Below are 22,261 nucleotides of genomic sequence, written 5' to 3' on the forward strand. Positions count from 1 at the left end.
CCGTGGCACGCAGGGTGTGCACACCCCAATAGGCCTCGGCGGGGACATCACGGTCGCCGAGCAGATCGTGCTCGATGCGGGTGACGGCGGTCATGGGGCTGGGCCCTCTCTCGGGAGGCATGGTGGGGGCCTTCCGCGCCGCTGCGCGGAAGGCCCCGTGGTGTCACCGGTGTCGTACCTGCTCAGAACAGGCGGTCCTTCGCCTTGTAATAGGCGCCGCCGAACGGCAGAAACCAGGGCGTGCCGTTGTAGAAGGGGACGGGGACCTTGGGGAAGCCGAAGCCGCGCATCGGGTTGGCCTCCGGCTTGCCGTCCATCATCTCGGCGACCGCGCGGCCCATGTAGGTGGCCATCTGGACACCGTGGCCGCAGTAACCCATGGAGTAGTACAGGCCGTTGGCTTCACCCGCGTGCGGAATGCGGTCCCAGGAGAAGCCGACCATGCCGCCCCACACGTAGTCGATGCGCACCCCCGCCAACTGCGGGAAGATCTCGGTCATCTCCCGCTTGAGGATGTCACCGCTCTTGATGTCGGAGGCCGGGTTGGAAGGGGCGAAGCGGGCCCGGCCGCCGAAGGCGAGACGGTTGTCCGGGGTGAGGCGGACGTAGTGGCCGACGTTCTTGTGGGCGACCAGCAGGCGGCCGTTCGGGATGAGTTCCTTGGCGCGCGCCTCCCCCAGGGGCTCGGTGACGATGATGAAGCTGCCGACGTTGATCAGCCGCTTGCGGAACCACGGCATCGACTTGTCGGTGTAGGCGTCCGTCGCCGCCATGACCTGCTTGGCACGGATGGTGCCGTGCATGGTCTCCACCACGAAGCCGCCGCCGGGGAGGCGGGTGAGGCCGGTGGCCGCGTTGCGCTCGTGGATCTCGGCGCCGGCCCGCTCGGCGGCCTCTGCCAGACCGCCGACGAACTTGCCCACGTGCAGGCCCGCGCTGAGCGGGTCGAGCAGGGCACCGTGGTAGTAGTCCGTGCCGAGCTCGGCCCGCAGTTCGCTCTTGCTCAGGACGAGCGTCTCGTGGCCGAAGTTGTCGGCCAGGTCGCGCTGCTTGGCCCGCAGGCCCTCGAAGTGCCCGGGCTTGCAGACCGCTCCGAGGCGCCCGGAGCGGTTGAAGTCACAGTCGATGTTCTCGGTGCGTGTGAGCTCCTCGACGACGTCGACCGCGTCGCGGAAGGCGTCGTACAGCTCGCGGGCGCGCTCCTGACCGTAGCGCTTGCGGGCTTCGGCGGGGCTGATGGTGATGCCCTGGGTGCACATGCTGCCGTTGCGCCCGGAGGCGCCCGAGCCGACCTTGTCCTTCTCGACGAGGACGACCCGGGCACCCTTGCGGGCGGTGTGGTAGGCGGTGGACAGGCCGGTGAGGCCGCCGCCGATGACCACCACGTCCGCCTCGTCGGGCAGGTCCTTGCCGGAACGGTCGGGCAGGGCGGGAGCGGTGTCGAGCCAGTAGGGGATCTGCTTCATGGCGTGCGTCCTCTGTGTTCTCTGTCCTGTGTCGCCGTGTCGCCGTGCTGTCAGCAGCCGAGCAGCTTCGGCAGGCCCGTCATGTCGGGCAGTTCGTCGTAGGGCTGGTAGTCGGCGCTGCCGGGGTGGCCGTAGCGGTTGATCCACACCCGGCGCTTCAGGCCGAGGTCACGGGTGGGGATGTGGTCGTACTCCCAGCCCTGGGCGGTGTGGATGACCTGGGACGGTTCGACGCCTATGGTCTTGAAGGCGTGCTCGAAGGTCTGCCGGTCGGGCTTGTAGGCGCCGGCCTGCTGGGCGGTGATGACGTAGTCGAACTCCACGCCGATGTTCTCGACGTTGCGCGCGATCAGGTTGTCGTCGGTGTTGGAGATGATGGCGATCTCGTACTTGGTCTTGAGGGCGCGCAGGGCGTCCGGGACCTCCGGGAAGGGGCCGAAGGTGGGGACGGCCTCGACGAGGGCGTCGCCGTCGGACTCGCGGTACTCCAGGCCGTGCAGGCGCATGGCGTTGCGCAGGCTGGAGTGCAGGATCTCGTGGTAGGGGCGGTAGGCCTCCAGGACGGCCTGGAAGCGCATGACGCGGAAGTCGTCGAGGAACTCGTCGACGTCCAGGTTGTCCAGGTCCAGCCGGCCGGAGTCGGCAAGGATCTTCAGGGTGGTGGGGCCGAGCTGGAAGTCGACCAGGGTGCCATAGGCGTCGAAGGTGACGATCTCTCGCATGGTGTCCAGCCTCAATTCGCGGTTTGAAAGGGACTCGGGGGCTTGAAAGGGATTCGGGATTCGGCGGCTTCAGACGACGCGTTCGCCAGGGGTGACGATCGCGTCCAGGGCGGCGAGGTCTGCCGCGTCGGGAATCCAGTCGGCCGCCGCCGCGTTGGCGGTGACCTGTGCGGGGGTCATGGCGCCGCAGATGACCGAGCCGACCGCGGGCAGTGCGGCCAGTCCGCCGACGGCGACCTGGAGGAGGGTCAGGCCGCGCTCGGCGGCGTACGCGGTGAGCGCCTCGACCTTGTCGAGGGCCGCGTCGGTGAGCCAGCCCTGCCGCCAGGACAGCCGGCTGCCGGGCGGGGGCTGCTCACCGCGCCGGTACTTGCCGCTGAGCAGGCCGTTGGCCAGCGGGTAGTACGGCAGGAGACCCATGCCGTGGCGCAGGCAGGCCGGGATCAGGTCGTTCTCCACGCTGCGGTCGAGCAGGTGGTAGCGGGCCTGGGTGCTGACGAAGGCGTCGGTGAGCTGCTCGGCTGGGAGGTTGGAGCAGCCGATGTGCCCGATCTTGCCTTCGTCGACCAGCTCACGGAGCGCGGCGACGGTCTCCTCCAGCGGGGTGACGCCGTCCGGCTCGTGGTACTGGTACAGGTCAATCCGGTCGGTGCCGAGCCGGCGCAGCGAAGCCTCGACTGCGTACCGGATGTAGGCGCGGGCGCCGCGTCGGCCGTACAGGTCGGCCTCGGGGCCCATCTCCATGCCGAACTTGGTGGCGAGGACGACATCGTCACGGCGGCCCTTGAGCGCGGCGCCGAGGAGGCGTTCGCCGTCGCCGCGCGCACCGCCGCTCTCGCCGAACCCGCCGTACATGTCGGCGGTGTCGAACAGGGTGATCCCGGCGTCGAGGGCCGCGTGGACGACGGCGTTCGTGCCGTCCTCGTCGAGGCGGGAGCCGAAGTTGTTGCCGCCGACGCCGACGACGGAGACGGTCGGACCGCGTTCGCCCAGGGTGCGGTACCTCATGACCGGCTCCCGAACCCGATGCAGACGTTCTTGGTCTGTGTGTAGCTCGCCAGCGCTTCGAGGCCCTTCTCTCGGCCCCAGCCGCTGTGCTTGTAACCGCCGAAGGGCAGCTCGACCCCGGTGCCGACACCGGTGGCGTTGACGTAGACCTGTCCGGCCCGAATGCCTTCGGCCAGGCGCATCGCCTTGTCGATGTCGCGAGTCCAGACGTAGGAGGACAGGCCGTACGGGCTGTCATTGGCGATCTCGAGGGCGTCGTCGGTGTCGTCGAACTCGATGACGGTGACGACGGGGCCGAAGATCTCCTCGCGCGCGCAGCGGGCCTGGTTGGTCAGCCCGGTGAGGACGGTCGGCTCGATGTAGTAGCCGTCGGCCAGGGCCGGGTCGGACGGTGCGCCTCCCCCGGCCCGCGCCACGGCGCCTTCCTGCCGGGCGAGTTCCAGGTACCCGAGGACCCGGTCGCGCTGCCGGGCGGCGACCAGCGGGCCGATGTCCGGGTCCGTGAGACCCGGCCCGACGCGCAGGCCCGCGATCTTCTCGACGAGCCGGTCCAGGAACTCCTCGGCACCGCGCTGGAGCAGCAGCCGGGTGCCCGCCGAGCACATCTGCCCGGCGTTGCTGAACGACGCCCCCAGGACCGCCTTCAGCGCCAGGTCGAAGTCGGCGTCCGCGAAGACGACGAACGGCGACTTGCCACCGAGCTCGGTCACGGAGGGCACCACGTTGGCGGCGGCCGCCTGGGCGACCTTGATGCCGGTCGGCACCGAGCCGGTGAAGGTGACCTGGTCGATGCCGGGGTGCCCGGCGAGGGCGGCGCCGGTCTCGCCGTCACCGGGCACGACGTTCAGCACGCCCGGCGGCAGCCCGCACTCCAGCGCGATACGGCCGATCTCCAGCGGGGTGAGCGGTGCCTCCGGGGAGGGCTTGAGCACCACCGTGCAACCCGCGGCCAGTGCGGGTGCCGAACCCCGCGCCGTGTTCTGGAGCGGGTAGTTGAACGGGATGATCTGGCCGGAGACCCCGATCGGCTCGCGGACGGTGTAGTCGATCAGGCCCGGGCCGAGGGGGATCGTGGTGCCGCCGAGCTTGTCGGCGATGCCCGCGTAGAACTCGAAGTAGCGGGCGGCGGACTCGACATCGGCCTTCGCCTGGCTGAGCGGCTTGCCGACGTCCTGGCACTCCAGACGCGCCAGCCACTCGCCCTCGCGCCGGATCGCATCCGCGATGCGGTGGAGGAGCCGGCCGCGGTCCGCGGCGCGCATCCGGGACCACTCGGGTGCCGTGAAGGCCGCGCGGGCCGCGGCCACCGCCCGGTCCACGTCGGCCGGGCCGGCGTGGGAGACCTCGGCGAGGGCCGTCCCCTCCGACGGGTCGAAGACCGTGAGTCTCCGGCCGTCGGCGGCGGGAATCTGCTTGCCGTCGATCAGCAGCAGCCCGGTCAGCGGGAGTTCGCCGCTCATGGCTGGATCTCCCCCTGCACCTCACCGAAGATGACCACCTCGTCGCCGGGCCGCACGGTGCGGATGCGGCGCACCCAGAGCACGATGCCGTCCTGCGGGGCGCGGACCTCCTCCAGCGTGTTGCCGTAGTGGTCCACGACGTGGGCGATCAGGTCGCCTTCCTTGCAGTTCTCCCCCGGCTCGGCGTGCGCGACGAAGAAGCCGCCGGCGTCCGAGCGGGCGAAGGTGCCGGAGACGGTCGTGTAGCTGTCGCGCAGCTCCACCTCGCCGTCGATCATGCGGAGTTGCCGCAGGATGTTGCGGATCGACTGGACGTGCACGGCCACGTTCTGCTCGCGGTAGGTGGCGCCGCCGACCTCGATGGTGATCGCGGGCTTGCCGGCCGCGAGGGTGGGGTGGCGGACCGTGCCGCCCCACTTGCCGCCCTTCCAGACGAGCTCGTGCCCGGCCGCGAGGGCGAGGTCCGTGGCCAGGTCCTCGTAGCCGCCCTGGAGGATCACGAGCGGTGCGATCTCGCCGAACGTGCCGCCCGTGTGCAGGTCGACGAGGGCGTCGATGGCGGGGACGACCTGCTCGACGAAGGTGGCGGCCAGGCGCAGCGAGTACGATCCGTCCGCGTCACCCGGGAAGATCCGGTTGAGGTTGAGGTAGTCCAGGCCGCTGGTGCGGGCCGCCGCCTCGAAGGCGGGGGTGTTCATGCAGGGGATGCCGACGATGGTGCCGCGCAGGCCGGCCGGGTCGATCGCGGCGAGGACGCGGCGGATGGCCTCCTGGCCGTCGTACTCGTCGCCGTGGACACCGGCGTCCACGCACAGGACCGGGCCGTCCTCGGTGCCGTTGATGACAATGAGCGGGATGCCGAGCTCCACGCCGTAGGTGCTGGTGCCGACCGGGATCAGACCCTGGGCGCGCTCGCCTGGGGCGACGGTCAGCGGACCGATGGAGTACATGTCGTTCCTTTCAATACGCGAATGCGTGGATCACAGGCGGGCGGAGGCCTCGTCGAGGGTGTCCGCGATGATGTCGGCGATACGGTCCAGGAGGTCGCGGTCGCTGATCAGCGGGGGCGCGATCTGGACCAGTGGGGCGAGGCGGTTGTAGACGCGGGCGAGCAGCCCGGCCTCGCGCAGCCGGCGCGGGATGAGGTCGGCGACGAGCGTGGCGCGGGCGGTGTCGCTGAAGCCGCCGCCGTCGAGGTTGCCGACGAGTTCGAGGGCGTAGAAGAATCCGGCGCCGCGCACGTCACCCACGATCGGCAGCTCGCCCAGGGACGCCATGCGCTGGGCCAGGTGGCCCTGGTGGCCGCGGACGTTCTCCAGGATCCGGTCCCGCTCCATGATGTCCAGGCTGCGCAGGGCGATGGCCGCGCTCAGAGGGTGGCCGCTGAAGGTGTAGCCGTGGTTGAGGACCTCGCCGGGCCGGTTGATCACTTCGGCAACGCCGTGCGAGACCAGGGTCGCGCCCATCGGGGCGTAGCCGGCGGTGATGCCCTTGGCCACGGTGATGACGTCCGGCCGGGCGCCGTAGCACTCGCCGCCGAACCACTCGCCGAGCCGACCGAAGGCGGTGATGACCTCATCGGCGACCAGCAGGAAGCCGTACCGGTCGGCCAGCGCCCGCAGCCCCTGCCAGTAGCCCTCGGGCGGGGTGATGCAGCCGCCTCGGTTCTGCACCGGCTCGGCGATGAGCATGGCGACGCTCTCCGGTCCCGCGGCGAGGACCGTGGCCTCCACGTCGGCGAGCAGGTGCTCGGTGAAGGCCGCCTCGTCGAGGGACTGTTCCAGGGCGGTCCGGTTGGTGTTGGCGACGAAGTGGGTCTCCACGGCGGGCGGCCCGTACGGCTCGGTGAGGCCGGGGTCGTCCGTGAAGGACAGCGCCCCGAGCGTCAGCCCGTGGTAGGCGCCGCGCCGGGAGATGGCCTTGGTCCGGCCCGTTTCGCCGCGCAGGGTGTGGTACCTGCGGGCGATCTTCCAGGCGGTCTCCACCGCCTCGGCGCCGCCGCCGCTGAAGAAGACGTGCTCGATGCCGTCGGGGGCCAGGGCGGCGAGACGCTCCGCGAGAGCCAGGCCGGTGGGATGTGCGGACTCCGACCACAGAGGGCTGTAGCAGAGTTCACGCAGCTGCTTCTGGGCCGCTTCGGCGATCTCGTCGGCGTAGGAGTAGCCGATCTGGCAGCAGTACAGCCCGGAGAGGCCGTCGATGTAGCGGTTGCCGGCCGCGTCGTCGACGTACGGTCCCTCGCCGTGGCGTACGACGAAGAGTTCCTTGCCCGGTTTCGCGAGCGACCCGTTGGCGGTCATGTTCAACAGCAGGTGCCGCTGAGCGGTGGCGGCGGTCAGCTGAGCGGTGTCGGTGGTCATACCGTCTCGCCTCCGGGATTGGCGACCCCTGCCGTGTTCTCGACCGACAGCAGGGAGCCCTGCCGGCCGGAGCCGAGCCAGCGCACCACGGCCACCAGGCCGAGGGCGAGGATCGCGAAGGCGGTGAGGAGCGCGCTGATCGCGGTCACGCTGGGGTCGATGTCGAAGGTCAGGGAGTTGTAGATCTGCACCGGCAGGGTGACGGTGTCGACCGAGGACAGGAACTGGGAGATGTAGAACTCGTCGAAGCTGGTGATGAAGGAGAAGATCGCTGCCGCGATCATTCCGGGGGCGGCCAGGGGGAAGGTGATCCTGCGGGCGATGGTCAGCCGGTTCGCGCCCATGCTGGCTGCGGCGTCCTCGAGGCGTTCGTCGATCCCGCGCAGGGTCGCGATCAGGATCAGGATCGCGATCGGTGAGGCCAGCACGGTGTGCCCCAGGGCGATCGCCAGCGGGCTGCCCAGCATCGAGGCGGGCTCGAAGAGCAGGAACAGGCCGAGGGCGGTGACGATCTGCGGGATGAGCAGCGGTCCGAGGACCAGGGCGTAGACCGCGGAGCGCAGCGGGAGTTCGCTGCGGGTCAGGGCGGTCGCCGCGGTCACAGCGATGATCAGCGAGAACACGGTGCTGAGGCAGGCCACCAGCGCGCTTGTCGACATCGCGGCCGGCCACTTGCTGCCGTCGGCGAACAGCGACGTGTACCAGTTGAGCGTCCAGGCTTCCGGCGGGAACGAGCCGAAGGCGTTGCTGCTGAAGGAGGTGACGAGGATGACGACGATCGGCAGGGCCAGGAACAGCAGGATCACGGTGGCGACGGCGGTCAGGGCGATCCGCCCGGCGAGGGTGCTGCGCAGCTCCATCATGACGTGCTCCTCTTCTTACGGCTGGCGCCGAGGGAGGTGACGAGCTTGACCAGCAGCAGTCCGGCGAAGGTCATCAGCAGCAGGACGACGCCCTCGGCGGCCGCCCCGTTCCACTGGTTCTGCTTCATCACCTGCTGGTTGATGAGGGAGGCGATCATCGTCTGGTCGGGACCGCCCATCAGGGCCGGGGTGATGTAGTAGCCCAGCGAGAGGATGAAGCTGAGCAGTCCGGCGCTGACCAGTCCGGGGGCGACCAGCGGCAGGTAGACCCGGCGGAAGATCGTCACGCGCCCGGCGCCCATGCTGGCCGCTGCGGCCAGGAGCCTTCGGTCCACACCGCGCATCACGCCGTACAGCAGCAGCACGGTGTAGGGCAGCATCACGGAGGTGGTGCCGATGACCACACCCAGCTCGTTGTAGAGCAGCTGGAACGGTGCACCCGGCGCCCACACCAGGCTCTCGTTCACCAGGCCCTTGTCGCCGAGCATGATGATCCACCCGTAGGTGCGGACCAGGGCGCTGATGAAGTGCGGGACGACCACGATCAGCATGGCCACTCCGGCCCACAGGGGCTTGAGCCGGGAGATCGCGTTCGCCAGAACGAACCCGAAGACCAGACTGAACAGCGCCGTCTCCGCCGAGATCCGCACCGTGGTGAACAGCACGGAGAGGTTGACGCCCGTCAGCGCCTCGACGTACCAGTGCAGGGTGAGCGATCCGTCGGTGTTCTTCAGGCTGAGGAAGAGCGTGCTGAAGATCGGGTAGACGAACAGCGCCAGCAGGTACACGACGACGGGCAGCGCGTACAGGATCCCGACCCTGGTCCTGCGGGAGGCCAGGAGCTTGCGCGGGCGGGCGGGGGCGTTGGTGGTGAGGGTGGCGGCCATGGCTCACCCGCCCTGTTCGGTGGGGAAGAGGTTGACGTCGTGGGGATCGATGGCGATCCCGACGCGCTCGCCGGCGACGGGGCCCCGTCCGGCCGGTACCTCCAGGCGCAGCAGCGGGGCGTCGCCGCCGGCGATGCGCACCCCGGCGCGGACCAGGGTGCCGACGTAGGTGGCGGTCTCGACCGTGCCGGTACAGAAACCGTCGTCGGGGGCACAGGCCCGCAGCCGGCCCGGCTGGACGGCGGCCTTGACCGGGGCACCGGTGGCCACATCGTGGCGCCGCGCCGTCAGCAGACTCCCGCACTGGTCGAGGCGGACCAGGGTGTGCTCGTCGGTGTGCTGCTCCACGCGGCCGGGCAGGAAGTTGGCCGCGCCGAGGAAGTCCGCCACGAACGGCGTCCTCGGCCGCTCGAACAGCTCCCGGGGCGTGTCGAACTGCTCGATCAGGCCGTTGCGCATCACCGCGATGCGGTCGGACAGGACCAGTGCTTCTTCCTGATCGTGCGTCACGTAGATGACGGTCAGGCCGAGTTCCTGCTGAATGGTCTTGATCTCGACCTGCAGCTGGTCGCGCAGCTTCTTGTCCAGGGCGCCCAGCGGCTCGTCCATGAGGATGACCGGCGGTCGGTAGACCAGCGCCCGGCACAGCGCGACCCGCTGCTGCTGACCGCCGGACAGCTCACGCGGCTTGCGGCCGCCGAAGCGGGACAGGCCGGCGATCTCCAGCGTCTCCCCGACCCGCCTGCGGATCTCGCTCTTCGGCACGCCGCGCAGGGTGAGCGGGAAGGCGACGTTCTCGTGCACGGTCATGTGCGGGAAGAGCAGGTACTGCTGGAAGACGAAGCCGAGGTTGCGTTTCTGCGGGGCGAGCCGGGTGACGTCACGGCCTCCGACGGTGATGGTGCCGGAGTCCGGCTCGCAGAAACCGGCGATCATCATCAGGGTTGTGGTCTTGCCCGACCCGGAGGCGCCGAGGAAGGTGACGAACTCCCCCGCCGCGATCTCCATGGATGCCTCGTCGACCGCGACGACGTCCCCGTACGTCTTGCGCAGGGCCGCTACCGACAGCGCTTTGCCGGTCGCGGTGACCGGCGTGACGCCGACGACCTCCACAGACGGTACGGCTACCTTGAAATCAACCACGAGCCCACTCCAACCAACGCTTGCTGACGGCCTCTTCGTTCTTCAGCCACCAGTCGATGTCCGCGTCGAAGCCCTTGTCGTAGTACTGCGGCGCACCGGCGAGCGCGTTGCGCTCCTCCTTGGTGAGCTTCTCGTAGGCGACCGGGGACACCGGGTTCGACGGGAAGGCCTTGGCCAGGGCAGCCTGCGACTCCGGACGCAACGAGAAGTCCATGAGCCGGTAGGCGGCGTCGACGTGGGCCGCGCCCTTGGCGATGGCGTAGCCCTGGAACTGACGGCGCATGCCGTTGAGCTGCCTCTCGACCGGGACGCCCTGCTTCTGCAGATCGGCGAGCCGGCCGTCCCAGACGGTGGACATCGTCACTTCCTGGCGGCTGAGCAGCACACCGGGCAGCGGGCCGCTGTCCCAGAACTTCTTGATGTCGGGCCGGAGCCGGGTCAGCGCCTTGAAGGCACGGTCCACATCCAGCGGATACAGCTTGTCCATCGGGACGCCGTCGGCCAGCAGCGCGAACTCCAACTCGGGCAGGTCGCCGTCCGGGTTGCACATCGAGCGGCCGCCCTGGAACGCCTTGGTGTCCCAGAAGTCCGCCCACGACTGAGGCCTCTTGCCGCCGAAGGCATCGGTGCGATACCCCATGCACGCGCCGTAGAAGCTGTTGGCGACGGCATGGTCGGTGATCTGGCTCTGGGGGATCTTCGCGGCCTTCAGGCTCTTGATCCGGTCGAGGTCCAGGGTCTCCAGGGCGTCCTGGGTCACGTACTTGGCGTGGGACATCATCGCGTTGTTGATGAGGTCGGCCTGGGGGCGGCCCTGCTTGATCTGAGCGAGCAGCGGAGCGTCGTCCATGTTGACGACCTGGACCTTGATGCCGGTCTCCTGGGTGAACGGCGTGTAGATCGCCTTCTGGAGGGCCGCGCCGAAGGAACCGCCGCTGTCGCGGACGATCACCGTCTTGCCGCCGCCCTTGCCGCCACCGGCCGAGGCGCGGCTGGTGCCGGTGCCGCAGGCAGAAAGGGAGGGGAGAGCGGCGAGGGCGGCCAGGCCGCCGGCTCCGCGTAGGAGCGCTCTGCGACCGATCATGGGATTACTCATGACAAATCTCCTGATATTGGCGCGTGGGAACCAGCTGAGCAGGGGGTTGGGGGGAGATCGGGGTGGGTGGCGGGCTCGACGGCCCGTCAGCCGTGCGGAGCGGCGATGGCGGAGAGCTCCGTGCCGGGGCGGACGGTGAGCCCGTCCATGTCGTAGATGATCTTTCCGGTGGCGGGGGCGGCGACCTTGTGTTCGGTGCCGTCGACCGGGTCGATGACGCGGCCGATGGTCTGTCCCTCGGTCACCTCGTCTCCGGTGATCGCGTCCGGATACCACAGGCCGGTGGCCGGGGAGACGACGTCGCCCGTCCAGACCCAGTCGCGCGGCTGCGCGATCACCGGGGCGACGTGCTGCGGGGCCTCGATGACACCGAGGTGGTGCAGCAGCCGGTACAGGCCGTCGAGGAGTCTGCGCACGGTGGCGGAGTCCCGGTCGCCGAGTTGCCCGGTCTCGATGAGGATGGCGGGGATACCCTGCCGGTTTGCCGCGGCGTGGCTGTTGCCGCCGTCCGGGCTGGTGCCGAAGATGACCCGCTCGTATCCGACGGCGTGGGCCATTCCCTTGATCTTCGCGTCCAGCTCGGCGTCGGAGGTCAGGCGGTAGCCGACGAAGTCGAGCAGACGCTGGTCGATGCCGCCGCTGTGCAGGTCCGCGTAGGCGTCGGCGCCGTTGATCACGTACTCGAACAGCCAGGCCGCCATCCGGTCGGTGGGACCGCCGTCCTTGTCGCCGGGGAAGACGCGGTTGATGTTGACGCCGTCCAGCGGGGAGATGTTGAGCCTGCCGCCGTAGACGGCCGGGGGGTTGGCCACGGGGCAGATCACCACCTGGCCGGCGATGTCGTCCGGTTCCAGCAGCCCGGCCAGGCGGGTGGCGGCGTCAGTCCCGATGAACTCGCCGCCGTGAACGCCGCCGGTGATCACGACCCTGGGGCCGGGGCGGGAGCCGTTGACGAGGATCAGGGGGACCTCCACCGTCGTGGGGCCGATGTCGGCGGGAATGCTCCCGCGGGTCTTCTGGCCGGGCTCCGCCCGCAGCGGGCCGATGGTCAGTGTCATGCGTCCTACCTCGTTCGGGCTCAGGCCGCCGCGCGGCCGAGCGTGCTGATGAAATCGATCGGCTGGGTGGTGCGGCCCTCCAGGGCGAGGTCCGCGGCGATGTCACCCATGGCGGGCGAGAGTTTGAAGCCCTGGCCGGAGAAGCCGGCCAGCAGGATGATGTCGTCGCATCCAGGCAGGGGACCGACCAGCGGGCGGGTGCTGTCGGTGTAGCCCTCCATGAAGACGGCGAGCCGCACCGGGTCGGGGTTCAGGCCGGGCAGGTGGCGCCGCACCGCCTTGGTGAAGGTCTTCAGCTCCTCCGGTGCGACGGTCCGGTCGAGCCGGTTCGGGTCGTCCACGGGCCGGTGGTGGGCCTGGGACAGGCCGAGCTTGACGGACAGGCCGTCGGGGGACGGGATGCCGTAGAAGGAGATGTCACCCCGGCGGATGAAGCCGGGGCGCTCGGCACCGGCCCGCTGGTCCTCGTCGGGCAGGAACCAGGCACTGATCGCGCGGTAGACGCTCACCTCCCACGGCAGGTCCGGCAGCAGGTCGCCCGCCCAGGGGCCCGGGGTGACCACCGCGGCGTCGAAGCGCTCGACGTCCCCCTCCGTACGGATCTCCACCCCTCCGCCGACAGCGGGAACGACCTCGCGCACCGGGGTGTAGCGGCGGATCCGGGCGCCGAGCTCCTCGGCGCGGCGGGCCGCGGTCTGGACCGTCAGCTCGGGCCGGACGAACCCCGCACGGCGGTCGAGGACCACCAGGTCGCCGTCGTCGACCCGGAACTGCGGGAAACGCTTGGCCATCGCGTCGGCGTCGATCACCTCGTGGTCGACGCCGTGCTCGGCGATGACGTCCATGCCCGTGCGCATCTCGGGGTCGTCGGCCGGCCCCATGAACAGGCATCCCGTCAGCCGGCGCAGCTCCCGGCCGGTCTCCGCCTGCAACTGCTGCCAGAGGGTGTCGGCGTGCCGGACGAGCGGCACGTAGCGGCCGTCGTCGGTCTGCACGCTGCGGAAGACCCGGGTCTCACCGCCGGCGGCACCGCGGTCGTGACCTGGGGCGAAGCGGTCGTAGGCGACGACCTCGGCGCCCCGGGCCGCCAGCCGCCAGGCGGCCTGACTGCCCACCGTGCCCGTACCGACGACCGCGACGCGTCTCCTCGTGGCCATGTGGTTCTCCCTGCGGATGTGCCGGATGGTGGTCGGGTGCGGGTCAGGCCGCGGTGCGGCCCACGGTCGACACGAAGTCGATGGGCTGCGAGGAGGAGCCCTCCAGCGCCAGGTCGGCGGCGATGTCACCGAAGGCCGGGGAGAGCTTGAAGCCGTGGCCGGAGAACCCGGCGAGCAGGACCACGTTCTCGTTGCCGGCCCCGGGCAGCGGACCGACCAGCGGGCGGCTGCTTCCCGTGTAGCCCTCCATGAAGACGGAGAGGCGGGTCGGGTCGGGGTGCAGGTCCGGCAAGTGGCGGCCGATCAGCTCGGTGAAGATCTCCAGCTCCTCCGGCTGGACGCTGCGGTCCAGCGCGTTGGGATCGCCGGCCGGGCGGTGCAGCTCCTTGCTGAGCCCGATCTTGACGGAGACGCCGTCCGGGGAGGGCAGGCCGTAGCAGTGGGTGGGGGAGGTACGAATGAACGCGGGACGCTCCTCGCCGAACCAGGCATCGGTGGTGGGCACGTACCAGGCGCTGATCAGGCGGCGGATCTCTACGTCCCACGGCAGGTCGGGCAGCAGGTCGTTGACCCACGGTCCGACGGTGACGACGACCGCGTCGAAGCGCTCACTGCCGGAGTCGGTGCGGACCTCCACACCGCCGTTCACCGGTGTGATCTCCCGTACCGTCGTGTAGCGGTGGATCCGGGCGCCCAGCTGCTCCGCGCGGCGGGCGGCGGTCTGGACCGTCAGCTCCGGACGGATGAACCCGGCGCGGCGGTCGAGCACGACGGAGTCGCCGTCCTCGAGCCGGTATTGGGGGAAACGCTTCGCCATGGCCTCGGCGTCGAGCACGTCGTGGTCGAGGCCGTACTCGGCGATGGATTCCAGGACCGTGGCCATCTGCCGTTCCTCGGTGGGCCCCATCAGCAGACATCCGGTCAGGCGGCGCAGCTCGCGGCCGGTCTCCTGCTGAAGCTGCTCCCACAGGGCGTCGGCATGCTTGAGGAGCGGGACGTACCGGGAGTCCTCGAAGTGCGCGCTGCGGAAGATGCGGGACTCGCCGCCGGCGGCACTGCGGTCGTGGCCGGGGGCGAAGCGGTCATAGGCGACGACCTCCGCGCCACGGGCCGCCAGCCGCCAGGCGGCCTGACTGCCCATCGTTCCCACGCCTACGACTGCGACCCGCTTCTTGGCAGCTGACACGGGGCTTTCCTTTCGTATCGCAGGGGCGCATGCTGAGCCCCTGCGTGAGGCTGTTCGATTCGAGGTGGTTCGGGCGGAGGGAGCAGCGGGTCCTGCGGGGGACCTCGGCCCATGTACGCCCTGTCTCGGAGTTCCGGCTGCGTCCTCGGGATCTCCCGGCGAGCCGTGCCACATTGTGGAATGCTGTGCTAGTATCTGGCACAGAGAATGACAGCGGCTCCTGAGGGAGTCAAGAGGGTGTCCGCAAGTAATTCTGAGGATTAACAGGGGGAAATCGGATGGAAATGAAGAGCGTCACCAGGTCGCTGCGCATCCTGGAGGCGGTCGCCCAGCATCAGCCGGTCACCGTCGGGGAATTGACGAAGATCTTCGGCCTCCCGAAGTCGACCGTGCAGCGCACCCTGGTCACGCTGGCCGAGGCCGGCTGGCTGCGGGCCAACCGCAAGGACACCACCCGCTGGGAGATCGGCGCCCGCGTGCTGGCCGTGCGACCCGCCGCCCTCCAGGGGTCGAGCCTGTTCGCCGCCGCACGCGAGCCCATGGTCCGCCTGCGAGACACGGTGAACGAGACGATCCACCTGTCGGTACCGGACGCGCTGCAGTGCATGGTCGTCGTGGACCGCGTGGACTGCAGTCACGCCGTACGGACGTTCCACACCGTCGGCGACACCTCACCCCTGCACGCCACCGCGACCGGGCGCGCCGTCCTGGCCCATCTGCCGAAGCAGGACGTCGAGGAGATCATCACGCAGGGACTGGAGCGCTACAGCGACACGACGCCCACCGACCCGGACGAACTGCGCGCCGAGCTGGACCGGATCCGCATCGACGGATACGCGGTCAACCGCAACCAGTACCGGCCGGACGTCTGCGCGATCGCCGCGCCCATCCTCGACGAGGAGGGCACACCACTGGCCACCGTGGCCATCTCCATGCCCGACTCGCGCTACGACACGGACCGGCTGCCCGAGTGGGGCCGTCTGGTCGCCGACACCGCCGCGGAGATCAGCGGGCGCCGCCTGGGCGCCTGAACGAGAGCCCGGCATCGGCAAGGGCCGGTTCGCACGCATCAGCGTGGGGGCCGGCCCCTTTCTCGTGTTCGGACGACAGCCGCCACCCTGCGCCCGGCCGGGGGAGGGCCGGGCGCAGGGGGCTGCCCCGCGGGGGCAGGCGCGGTCAGGGCGCTGCCACCGTCCATCACCGCGGGGCGGATTCCGCACGCGTGCCGTATTGTGGAACGCCGTGCTAGAATCCGGCACGATCATGCCCGTGACTCCAGGAAGGAGTCAAGAGGTGAGACCGGCGAACGAGAAATGACGGGACCCTGATGGAAATGAAGAGCGTGACCAGGTCGCTGCGCATCCTGGAGGCGGTCGCCCATCACCAGCCCGTGACGGTGGGCGAGTTGACGAAGCTCTTCGGCCTGCCCAAGTCGACGGTGCAGCGCACGCTGGTCAGCCTGAACGAGGCGGGATGGCTCCGGGCGAACCGCCAGGACACCACGCGCTGGGAGATCGGCGCGCGGGTGCTCGCCGTACGGCCGGCGGCGCTTCAGGGATCGAGCCTTCGCGGCGGCGAGGGAGCCCATGATCCGGCTGCGGGACGCGCTCAATGAGACGATCCACCTGTCGGTGCCGGACGCGTTGCAGTGCATGGTCGTCGTCGACCGGGTGGACTGCGCTCACGCGGTGCGGACGTACTACGCGATCGGCGACACCTCTCCCCTGCACGCCACCGCCACCGGGCGCGCGATCCTGGCCCATCTGCCGCACACCGACGTGAACGAACTGGTCGCGCACAGGCTGGAGCGCTACAGCGACGCGACGATGGTCGACCCGGCCGAGCTGCGCGCCGAGCTGGAGCGGGTGCGCACGGACGGTTATGCCCTCAACCGCAACCAGTACCGCCCCGATGTCTGCGCGATCGCCGCACCGGTCCTCGACGAGGACGGCACGCCCCTCGCCTCCGTGGCCGTCTCCATGCCTGACTCCCGCTACGACGCGGACCGGCTGCCCGAGTGGGGTCGCATGGTCGCCGACGCCGCCGCGCAGATCACCGACCGCCGGCTGGGCGGATAGCGCGATGCCCCCTGGTGCCGGCCGGCACCAGGGGGCATGACTCGGCGGGAATCGGGCGCGTTGCCGACCGGGCCGCGCGTCGGGCTGGGAGGCCGTCAGCGCACGGGCACCGCGAGGTACTGGTACTCCAGGAACTCGTCGATCCCGACCCGGCCGCCCTCGCGGCCCAGGCCGGACTGCTTGACCCCGCCGAACGGCGCGGCCGGGTTGGAGACGAGGCCGGTGTTCAGGCCCACCATGCCCACCTCCAGTCCCTCGCTGACCCGCAGCCCACGGTCCAGACCCTGGGTGAAGACGTAACCGACCAGACCCCACGGCGTGTCGTTGGCCCGGCGCAGGACCTCGTCCTCGTCGTCGAAGGTGAGGATCGCGGCGACCGGGCCGAAGATCTCCGTGTCCATCAGGCGACTGTCGGGGTCGACGTCGGCGAGCACGGTCGGCGGGTAGAAGCAGCCGGGGCCTTCCGGCGTACGGCCGCCGACGAGCACCCGGGCGCCGCGCTCGACGGCGTCGGCGACGAGCTCCGAGACCTTGGCACGTCCGGCGGCGTCGATCAGCGGGCCGACGTCGACACCGTCCCGGGTGCCGGGGCCCACGACGAGCGCGCCCATCCGCTCGGCGAGCCGCCGGCCGAACTCGTCGGCCACCGACCGGTGCACGAAGAAGCGGTTGGCGGCGGTGCAGGCCTCGCCCATGTTGCGCATCTTGGCGACCATCGCGCCGTCCACGGCGACGTCCAGGTCGGCGTCGTCGAAGACGATGAACGGCGCGTTGCCGCCCAGCTCCATCGAGGTGCGTACGACGGTGTCGGCGCACTGGGCGAGCAGCAGCCGGCCGACGCCCGTGGAGCCGGTGAAGGACAGCTTGCGGATCCGGCCGCCGCGCAGGAGCGGTTCGCAGACCTCTCCTGCGCGGGAGGTGGTGACGACGTTCAGCACGCCGTCCGGCAGACCGGCCTCCCTGAGGATTCCGGCCAGGGCGAGGCTGGACAGCGGGGTCTGCGGGGCGGGCTTGAGGATCATCGTGCAGCCCGCCGCGATGGCCGGGCCGATCTTGCGGGTGCCCATGGCCAGCGGGAAGTTCCACGGGGTGATCAGCAGGCAGGGGCCGACCGGGCGGCGGGAGAGCAGCATGCGGTTGCGGCCGTCGGGCAGCGTGCCACAGCCGCCGTCGATGCGGACGGCTTCCTCGGAGAACCAGCGGAAGAACTCGGCGGCGTACGCCACCTCTCCCCTGGCCTCGGCGAGCGGCTTGCCCATCTCGGACGTCATCAGGTGGGCGAGCTCGTCGGTGCGCTCGAGGATGAGCTCGTAGGCGCGGCGCAGGATCTCGCTGCGGGCCCGGGGTGCGGTGCGCGCCCATTCGGCCTGGGCCTGGACGGCGGCTTCCTCGGCGATCCGGGCGTCCTTGGGGCCCGCGTCGGCGACGTGGCAGAGGATCTCGCCGGTCGCGGGGTCGTCGACGGGCATGGTGGCGCCGTCCGCGGCGTCCACCCAGGCACCGCCGATGAACAACTGGGTCAGTACCTCGGTCATGATGTCTCTCCTGTGGGATCGGCGGCGGGGTCGAGGAGTTCCGCGAGGTGCAGGGCGCGGATGTCCCGGTCACCGGCGAGGTGGTCGATCTGGGTGGCGCAGCTGAAGCCGTCTGCCACGACGGTGCGTCCGTCGAGGTTGTCGATCCGCGGTTTGAGGGCGAGACCGGCGACGGCCATGGAGGTGTCGTAGTGCTCTGCCTCGAAGCCGAAGTTGCCGGCGAGGCCGCAGCAGCCCTCGGCCTCGTCGACGCCGCGCACGCCGAGCCGGCGCAGCAGGTCGGCGGGGCGGCGGCCCTTGAAGGTGGCGTACTCGTGGCAGTGGGTCTGGAGCACCACGTTCTCCGGCAGCGGCCGCGGGTTCCAGTCCTGGTCGGCGAGGTCGGTGAGGGCCCCGGTGAAGGTGTGGACCCGGTCGGCGACGCGCCGGGCGGCCTCGGTGCCGAGGAGTTCGGGGACGTCGCGTTTGAGGGCGGCGGCACAGCTGGGCTCGGCCACGATGATCGGCCGGTCGTCGCCGTTGTCGAGGGTGGCGACCGTGCGGGCCATGATCCTGCGGGCGACGTTCAGCTGGCCGGTGCTGACCCAGGTCAGCCCGCAGCACAGGCCGTCCTGGGGCGTGCAGGGGACGCCGGCATCGGACAGGACGCGGCCGGCGGCTCCGGCGACCTCGGGGCGGAAGGCGCGGGTGAAGCTGTCCACGAACAGCACGGCCTTCGCCGGCTCTGCGGTGCCGGGCGCGCGCAGGGTCCTGCGCAGGGTGCGGCGGGAGGCGAAGGCAGGGATTTTGCGCTTCGTCGTGACGCCGCCGAGTCGGGCGAGCAGCCGCCCCACCGGCCCGCGCAGCAGCGCGTTGATCGGCCGGGCGGCGTATCCGGCGAGGGCTGAGGTCTTGGGCAGCCAGCCGAGTGAGTAGTGGGAACGGGGGCGCGGGCGGCCCTTGTAGTGCTGGTGGAGGAACTCCGCCTTGTAGGTGGCCATGTCGACGCCGACCGGGCAGTCACTGGAACAGGCCTTGCACGACAGACACAGATCGAGGGCGTCCTTGACCTCGGTCGAACGCCAGCCGTCCCGGACGGCCTCGCCGCGCACCATCTCCTGCAGCATCCGGGCCCGCCCGCGGGTGGAGTCGTTCTCCTCGCCCGTGGCCCGGTAGCTCGGGCACATCACCCCGCCCGCGTCACTGCGGCAACGGCCGACACCGACGCAGCGGCGCACGGCGCCGGCGAAACCGTCCTCGTCGTGGGGGAAGCCGAACGTCGTGTCCAGCAGCGGGAGTTCACGCAGCGCGAGGTCGGCGTCCAGCGGGGCCGGATCGACGATCACGCCGGGGTTGAGCAGCCCGTCGGGGTCGAAGGTCTTCTTGAACGCAGCGAACGCGGCGATCATGCGGTGGCTGTACATGACCTGGAGCAGCTCGCTGCGCGCCCGCCCGTCGCCGTGCTCACCCGACAGCGTGCCGCCGTGCTCGACCACCAGCGCGGCCGCCTCGGTCAGGAACCGGCGCATGACCGCCCGGCCGGCCTCGGTGGCCAGGTCGAAGTCGATCCGCACATGCACACATCCCGCGCCGAAGTGCCCGTAGAGCACGCCGGTCAGGCCGTGGGTGGTCAGCAGTTTGCGGAAGTCGCGCAGGTAGGCGGCCAGGTTCTCGGGCGCGACGGCCGCGTCCTCCCAGCCGGGCCAGGATTCCCCGCCGTCCACGAGCCGGGCGGCCAGCCCGGCCCCGTCCTCTCGCACCCGCCACAGCGAACGCCGCTCGGCCGGGCTCTTCACGACCCGGCCGCCGGTCATCCGCCCCCGGGCCTTGAGAGCCTCGAGCAGCTCAGCGGCCCTGGCGTTCACCGCAGCCTGGTCGGCGCCTTCCAGCTCGACGTACAGCCAGGCCCTCCCCTCGGGCAGCCCAGTCACCGAATCCGCACCACGGCGGGCGCGCATGGTGGCGACGATCGCCTCGTCCATGCCCTCCACGGCGCTGGGCGACCAGCGCAGGATCTCCGGCACGTCCTCGGCCGCCTCGACCACATCCTCGTAGCCGAGCGTCAGCAGCGTGGATGCCTGTGCGGTCGCCACCAGGCGGACCGTCGCGGCGGTGACGACCGCACAGGTGCCCTCGGTGCCCACCAGGGCACGAACCAGATCGAACCCGTTCTCCGGCAGCAGGTGATGCAGCTGGAAGCCGGAGACCTGACGCGGGATCCGGCCCAGCTCGGTGCGGATCAGCGCCAGATTGTCCCCGACCAACCGCCTGAGGCCGGATTCGAGCCGGGCGACGCGCCGCACGGCCTCCGCGTCGCCCGGCTCGGCGGCACGCAGCCCGGAGTGGTCGGCGACGGCCCGCACGCCGTCGGCCGTCACGATCTCCAGGGCCTCGACGTGGCCGCTGGTCCGCCCGTCCCGCACCGACCGGTTGCCGCACGCGTCGTTGCCGATCATGCCGCCGAGGGTGCAGCGGCTGTGCGAGGACGGGTCGGGGCCGAAGTCGAGCCCGTGCAGGGCGGTCGCGCCGCGCAGCGCGTCGAGAACGACACCGGCCTCGACGCGCGCGGTCCGTGCCTCCGGGTCGATGTCCAGGATCCGGTTCATGTGCCGGGAGAAGTCCAGGACCACCCCCGGCCCGACCGCGTTCCCGGCCATGCTCGTGCCCCCGCCCCGGGCCGTGACCGGCACGCCCGCCTCCTGGCAGGCCCGCAGCACCGCGACCACGTCGTCGGCGGTGCGAGGGAAAGCCACCGCCCGGGGCAGCAGGCGGTAGTTGGAGGCGTCGTAGGCGTAGGGCCCCGTGGCCCCAGGGCCGGTCTCCACTCGCAGGCCGGGCGCGAGCTCGGCGATGCGGGCCGTCAGACCCGCCAGGTCGCGGGTGGCGGTGGTCATCGTTGCGACGCTCCCGAGGTGCCGGCCTCGACGGCGTTCGCCCAGGCCTGGAGGCCCTCGTCCACGCCCGCCTCGTCGATGACGAGCGCCGGGATCATGCGGACGACCTGGTTCCAGGCGCCGCACAGCAGCAGGAGCAGGCCCTCGTCGACGGCGGCCTTCTGTACGCGGGCGGCGGTCTCGGGGTCGGGGCTGCCGTCCTCGGTGACGAACTCGGTGGCGAGCATGAGGCCGAGGCCGCGGACATCGCCGATGCCCGGGGTCCGGTCGGCCACCGCCTCCAGTCCCTGGCGCAGCCGCTTGCCCATCGCCTCGGCGTTCTCGACGAGCTTCTCGTCGCGTACGACGTCGAGGGTCGCGCAGGCCGCGGCGCAGGCGACGGCGTTGGCACCGTACGTGCCGCCCTGCGATCCGGGCCATGCCTTGGCCATCAGCTCCTCGGAGGCGGCGATGCCGGAGATCGGGAAGCCGCTGGCGAGGCCCTTGGCGGTGATGAGAATGTCGGGCGTGACGCCAAAGTGGTCGTGTCCCCAGAAGCGTCCGGTGCGGCCCACGCCGGTCTGCACCTCGTCGAAGATCAGCAGGATGCCGTGCCGGTCCGCCCGCTCGCGCAGTCCTTCCATGAAGGCGCTGTTCGCGGGGACGTAGCCGCCCTCGCCGAGCACGGGCTCGACGATGACCGCGGCCGTGTCGGCGGGCGACGAGATCGTCTGGAGGGTGTAGTCGAGCTCCCGCAGGGCGAAGCGGGTGGCGGTCTCCTCGTCCCATCCGTAGCGGAAGGCCGTCGGGAACGGGGTGACGACCACGCCGCTCATCAGCGGGGAGAAACCAGACCGGAAGCGGACGCCGGAGGTCGTCATGGAGGCGGCGGCGACCGTGCGGCCGTGGAAACCACCGTGGCAGACGATCACGTTGGGACGGCCGGTGGCCTGACGGGCCAGGCGCAGTGCCGCCTCGACGGCCTCGCTGCCGGAGTTGGTGAAGAACAGGCTGTCCAGGCCGGCCGGCAGCATCTCGCCCAGCTTCTCGACGAGCCGGCGCAGCGGCTGGTGCATGACGGTCGTGTACTGGCCGTGGATCAGCGAGCCCACCTGCTCCTGCGCCGCCGCCACGACCTTGGGGTGGCAGTGCCCGGTGCTGGTGACGCCGATACCGGCGGTGAAGTCGAGGTAGCGGCGGCCGTCCACACCGTAGAGGTGGACGCCCTCGCCCCGGGCCGCGACCACGGGCGTGGCCTGGCGAAGGTGCGGCGACAGTGCGGTCATGTTCGTCTCCCGGCCTCGGTGTTCGTCTCTGCTGCGGCCTCCCGAGCATGTCCGCGGACCAGGGGTGCGCCAATGTGCGATCTGTCCGGCCGGGACACGACATC

General features: G+C 70.8%; 19 protein-coding genes. 3 read left to right on the forward strand and 16 right to left on the reverse strand.

All coding sequences use genetic code 11. From position 1 onward, the window contains the following. Window positions 1-182: 182 nt before the first annotated feature. From ACWD1U_RS24890 to solA (ACWD1U_RS24950), 13 genes are all read right to left on the reverse strand, one after another. A complete protein-coding gene (locus ACWD1U_RS24890; RefSeq protein ID WP_451110640.1) occupies window positions 183-1,466 on the reverse strand; it encodes an NAD(P)/FAD-dependent oxidoreductase in 1,284 nt (427 codons plus the stop codon). A gap of 50 nt (window positions 1,467-1,516) precedes the next feature. Beyond that, window positions 1,517-2,188, reverse strand: a complete 672-nt coding sequence (locus tag ACWD1U_RS24895) for a haloacid dehalogenase type II (protein ID WP_451110641.1) — start codon at window positions 2,186-2,188, stop codon at window positions 1,517-1,519. 69 nt (window positions 2,189-2,257) lie between these two features. Continuing rightward, window positions 2,258-3,196, reverse strand: coding sequence for an aldo/keto reductase (locus ACWD1U_RS24900; protein WP_451110643.1), 939 nt, complete (start codon window positions 3,194-3,196; stop codon window positions 2,258-2,260). After that, the gene (locus ACWD1U_RS24905; protein ID WP_451110645.1) at window positions 3,193-4,656 is read right to left on the reverse strand and encodes an aldehyde dehydrogenase family protein; all 1,464 of its coding nucleotides are present in this window, start codon (window positions 4,654-4,656) and stop codon (window positions 3,193-3,195) included. The genes ACWD1U_RS24900 and ACWD1U_RS24905 overlap by 4 nt, the downstream gene beginning before the upstream one ends. Beyond that, complete coding sequence (locus ACWD1U_RS24910; RefSeq protein ID WP_451110647.1) at window positions 4,653-5,606, reverse strand: succinylglutamate desuccinylase/aspartoacylase family protein; 954 nt, start codon at window positions 5,604-5,606, stop codon at window positions 4,653-4,655. The genes ACWD1U_RS24905 and ACWD1U_RS24910 overlap by 4 nt, the downstream gene beginning before the upstream one ends. Before the next feature lie 30 nt (window positions 5,607-5,636). Next, window positions 5,637-7,016, reverse strand: coding sequence for an aminotransferase class III-fold pyridoxal phosphate-dependent enzyme (locus ACWD1U_RS24915; RefSeq protein ID WP_451110649.1), 1,380 nt, complete (start codon window positions 7,014-7,016; stop codon window positions 5,637-5,639). Further along, a complete protein-coding gene (locus ACWD1U_RS24920) occupies window positions 7,013-7,879 on the reverse strand; it encodes an ABC transporter permease (protein WP_451110650.1) in 867 nt (288 codons plus the stop codon). Before ACWD1U_RS24920 ends, ACWD1U_RS24915 begins: the two co-directional genes overlap by 4 nt. Next, the gene (locus ACWD1U_RS24925) at window positions 7,876-8,766 is read right to left on the reverse strand and encodes an ABC transporter permease (RefSeq protein ID WP_451110652.1); all 891 of its coding nucleotides are present in this window, start codon (window positions 8,764-8,766) and stop codon (window positions 7,876-7,878) included. Before ACWD1U_RS24925 ends, ACWD1U_RS24920 begins: the two co-directional genes overlap by 4 nt. A gap of 3 nt (window positions 8,767-8,769) precedes the next feature. After that, window positions 8,770-9,909 (reverse strand): ABC transporter ATP-binding protein, encoded by a 1,140-nt coding sequence (locus tag ACWD1U_RS24930; protein WP_451110654.1) that lies wholly within the window; start codon window positions 9,907-9,909, stop codon window positions 8,770-8,772. Next, window positions 9,902-11,005, reverse strand: coding sequence for an ABC transporter substrate-binding protein (locus ACWD1U_RS24935; RefSeq protein WP_451110656.1), 1,104 nt, complete (start codon window positions 11,003-11,005; stop codon window positions 9,902-9,904). Before ACWD1U_RS24935 ends, ACWD1U_RS24930 begins: the two co-directional genes overlap by 8 nt. Window positions 11,006-11,091: 86 nt before the next feature. Next, the gene (locus ACWD1U_RS24940; RefSeq protein WP_451110658.1) at window positions 11,092-12,063 is read right to left on the reverse strand and encodes a succinylglutamate desuccinylase/aspartoacylase family protein; all 972 of its coding nucleotides are present in this window, start codon (window positions 12,061-12,063) and stop codon (window positions 11,092-11,094) included. 20 nt (window positions 12,064-12,083) lie between these two features. Continuing rightward, window positions 12,084-13,220: an N-methyl-L-tryptophan oxidase gene (solA, locus tag ACWD1U_RS24945; protein WP_451110660.1), complete on the reverse strand. Its 1,137-nt coding sequence runs from the start codon at window positions 13,218-13,220 to the stop codon at window positions 12,084-12,086. A 43-nt stretch (window positions 13,221-13,263) separates the two neighbouring features. After that, window positions 13,264-14,406 (reverse strand): N-methyl-L-tryptophan oxidase, encoded by a 1,143-nt coding sequence (gene solA / locus ACWD1U_RS24950; RefSeq protein WP_451110662.1) that lies wholly within the window; start codon window positions 14,404-14,406, stop codon window positions 13,264-13,266. 284 nt (window positions 14,407-14,690) lie between these two features. Between solA (ACWD1U_RS24950) and ACWD1U_RS24955 the strand changes: the two genes are divergently transcribed. The 3 genes from ACWD1U_RS24955 (at window position 14,691) to ACWD1U_RS24965 (ending at window position 16,484) form a co-directional block, all read left to right on the forward strand. Continuing rightward, window positions 14,691-15,437: an IclR family transcriptional regulator gene (locus ACWD1U_RS24955; RefSeq protein ID WP_451110974.1), complete on the forward strand. Its 747-nt coding sequence runs from the start codon at window positions 14,691-14,693 to the stop codon at window positions 15,435-15,437. Between the two features lie 302 nt (window positions 15,438-15,739). Then, window positions 15,740-16,021, forward strand: a complete 282-nt coding sequence (locus tag ACWD1U_RS24960) for a helix-turn-helix domain-containing protein (RefSeq protein ID WP_451110663.1) — start codon at window positions 15,740-15,742, stop codon at window positions 16,019-16,021. Beyond that, on the forward strand, window positions 15,993-16,484 hold the full coding sequence (locus ACWD1U_RS24965) for an IclR family transcriptional regulator (protein WP_451110664.1): 492 nt from the start codon (window positions 15,993-15,995) through the stop codon (window positions 16,482-16,484). The genes ACWD1U_RS24960 and ACWD1U_RS24965 overlap by 29 nt, the downstream gene beginning before the upstream one ends. 95 nt (window positions 16,485-16,579) lie before the next feature. Here ACWD1U_RS24965 and ACWD1U_RS24970 read toward each other — a convergent pair whose 3' ends face one another. The 3 genes from ACWD1U_RS24970 to ACWD1U_RS24980 are packed head-to-tail and all read right to left on the reverse strand — an operon-like array spanning window position 16,580 to window position 22,157. Continuing rightward, window positions 16,580-18,019, reverse strand: coding sequence for an NAD-dependent succinate-semialdehyde dehydrogenase (locus tag ACWD1U_RS24970; RefSeq protein ID WP_451110666.1), 1,440 nt, complete (start codon window positions 18,017-18,019; stop codon window positions 16,580-16,582). Then, on the reverse strand, window positions 18,016-20,892 hold the full coding sequence (locus tag ACWD1U_RS24975) for an FAD-binding and (Fe-S)-binding domain-containing protein (protein WP_451110668.1): 2,877 nt from the start codon (window positions 20,890-20,892) through the stop codon (window positions 18,016-18,018). The genes ACWD1U_RS24970 and ACWD1U_RS24975 overlap by 4 nt, the downstream gene beginning before the upstream one ends. Then, complete coding sequence (locus ACWD1U_RS24980) at window positions 20,889-22,157, reverse strand: aspartate aminotransferase family protein (protein ID WP_451110669.1); 1,269 nt, start codon at window positions 22,155-22,157, stop codon at window positions 20,889-20,891. The genes ACWD1U_RS24975 and ACWD1U_RS24980 overlap by 4 nt, the downstream gene beginning before the upstream one ends. Between the last annotated feature and the right edge of the window lie 104 nt (window positions 22,158-22,261).

The organism is Streptomyces sp. NPDC002788 (genome assembly GCF_053592115.1).

Coding starts and splice junctions, on each gene's coding strand:
- ACWD1U_RS24915 (WP_451110649.1), bottom strand. CDS start 7,016: ATGACCACCGACACCGCTCAGCTGACCGCCGCCACCGCTCAGCGGCAC.
- solA (WP_451110660.1), bottom strand. CDS start 13,220: ATGGCCACGAGGAGACGCGTCGCGGTCGTCGGTACGGGCACGGTGGGC.
- ACWD1U_RS24980 (WP_451110669.1), bottom strand. CDS start 22,157: ATGACCGCACTGTCGCCGCACCTTCGCCAGGCCACGCCCGTGGTCGCG.
- ACWD1U_RS24905 (WP_451110645.1), bottom strand. CDS start 4,656: ATGAGCGGCGAACTCCCGCTGACCGGGCTGCTGCTGATCGACGGCAAG.
- ACWD1U_RS24960 (WP_451110663.1), top strand. CDS start 15,740: ATGAAGAGCGTGACCAGGTCGCTGCGCATCCTGGAGGCGGTCGCCCAT.
- ACWD1U_RS24925 (WP_451110652.1), bottom strand. CDS start 8,766: ATGGCCGCCACCCTCACCACCAACGCCCCCGCCCGCCCGCGCAAGCTC.
- ACWD1U_RS24955 (WP_451110974.1), top strand. CDS start 14,691: ATGAAGAGCGTCACCAGGTCGCTGCGCATCCTGGAGGCGGTCGCCCAG.
- ACWD1U_RS24900 (WP_451110643.1), bottom strand. CDS start 3,196: ATGAGGTACCGCACCCTGGGCGAACGCGGTCCGACCGTCTCCGTCGTC.
- ACWD1U_RS24895 (WP_451110641.1), bottom strand. CDS start 2,188: ATGCGAGAGATCGTCACCTTCGACGCCTATGGCACCCTGGTCGACTTC.
- ACWD1U_RS24935 (WP_451110656.1), bottom strand. CDS start 11,005: ATGAGTAATCCCATGATCGGTCGCAGAGCGCTCCTACGCGGAGCCGGC.
- ACWD1U_RS24890 (WP_451110640.1), bottom strand. CDS start 1,466: ATGAAGCAGATCCCCTACTGGCTCGACACCGCTCCCGCCCTGCCCGAC.
- ACWD1U_RS24965 (WP_451110664.1), top strand. CDS start 15,993: ATGATCCGGCTGCGGGACGCGCTCAATGAGACGATCCACCTGTCGGTG.
- ACWD1U_RS24975 (WP_451110668.1), bottom strand. CDS start 20,892: ATGACCACCGCCACCCGCGACCTGGCGGGTCTGACGGCCCGCATCGCC.
- ACWD1U_RS24920 (WP_451110650.1), bottom strand. CDS start 7,879: ATGATGGAGCTGCGCAGCACCCTCGCCGGGCGGATCGCCCTGACCGCC.
- ACWD1U_RS24970 (WP_451110666.1), bottom strand. CDS start 18,019: ATGACCGAGGTACTGACCCAGTTGTTCATCGGCGGTGCCTGGGTGGAC.
- ACWD1U_RS24910 (WP_451110647.1), bottom strand. CDS start 5,606: ATGTACTCCATCGGTCCGCTGACCGTCGCCCCAGGCGAGCGCGCCCAG.
- ACWD1U_RS24940 (WP_451110658.1), bottom strand. CDS start 12,063: ATGACACTGACCATCGGCCCGCTGCGGGCGGAGCCCGGCCAGAAGACC.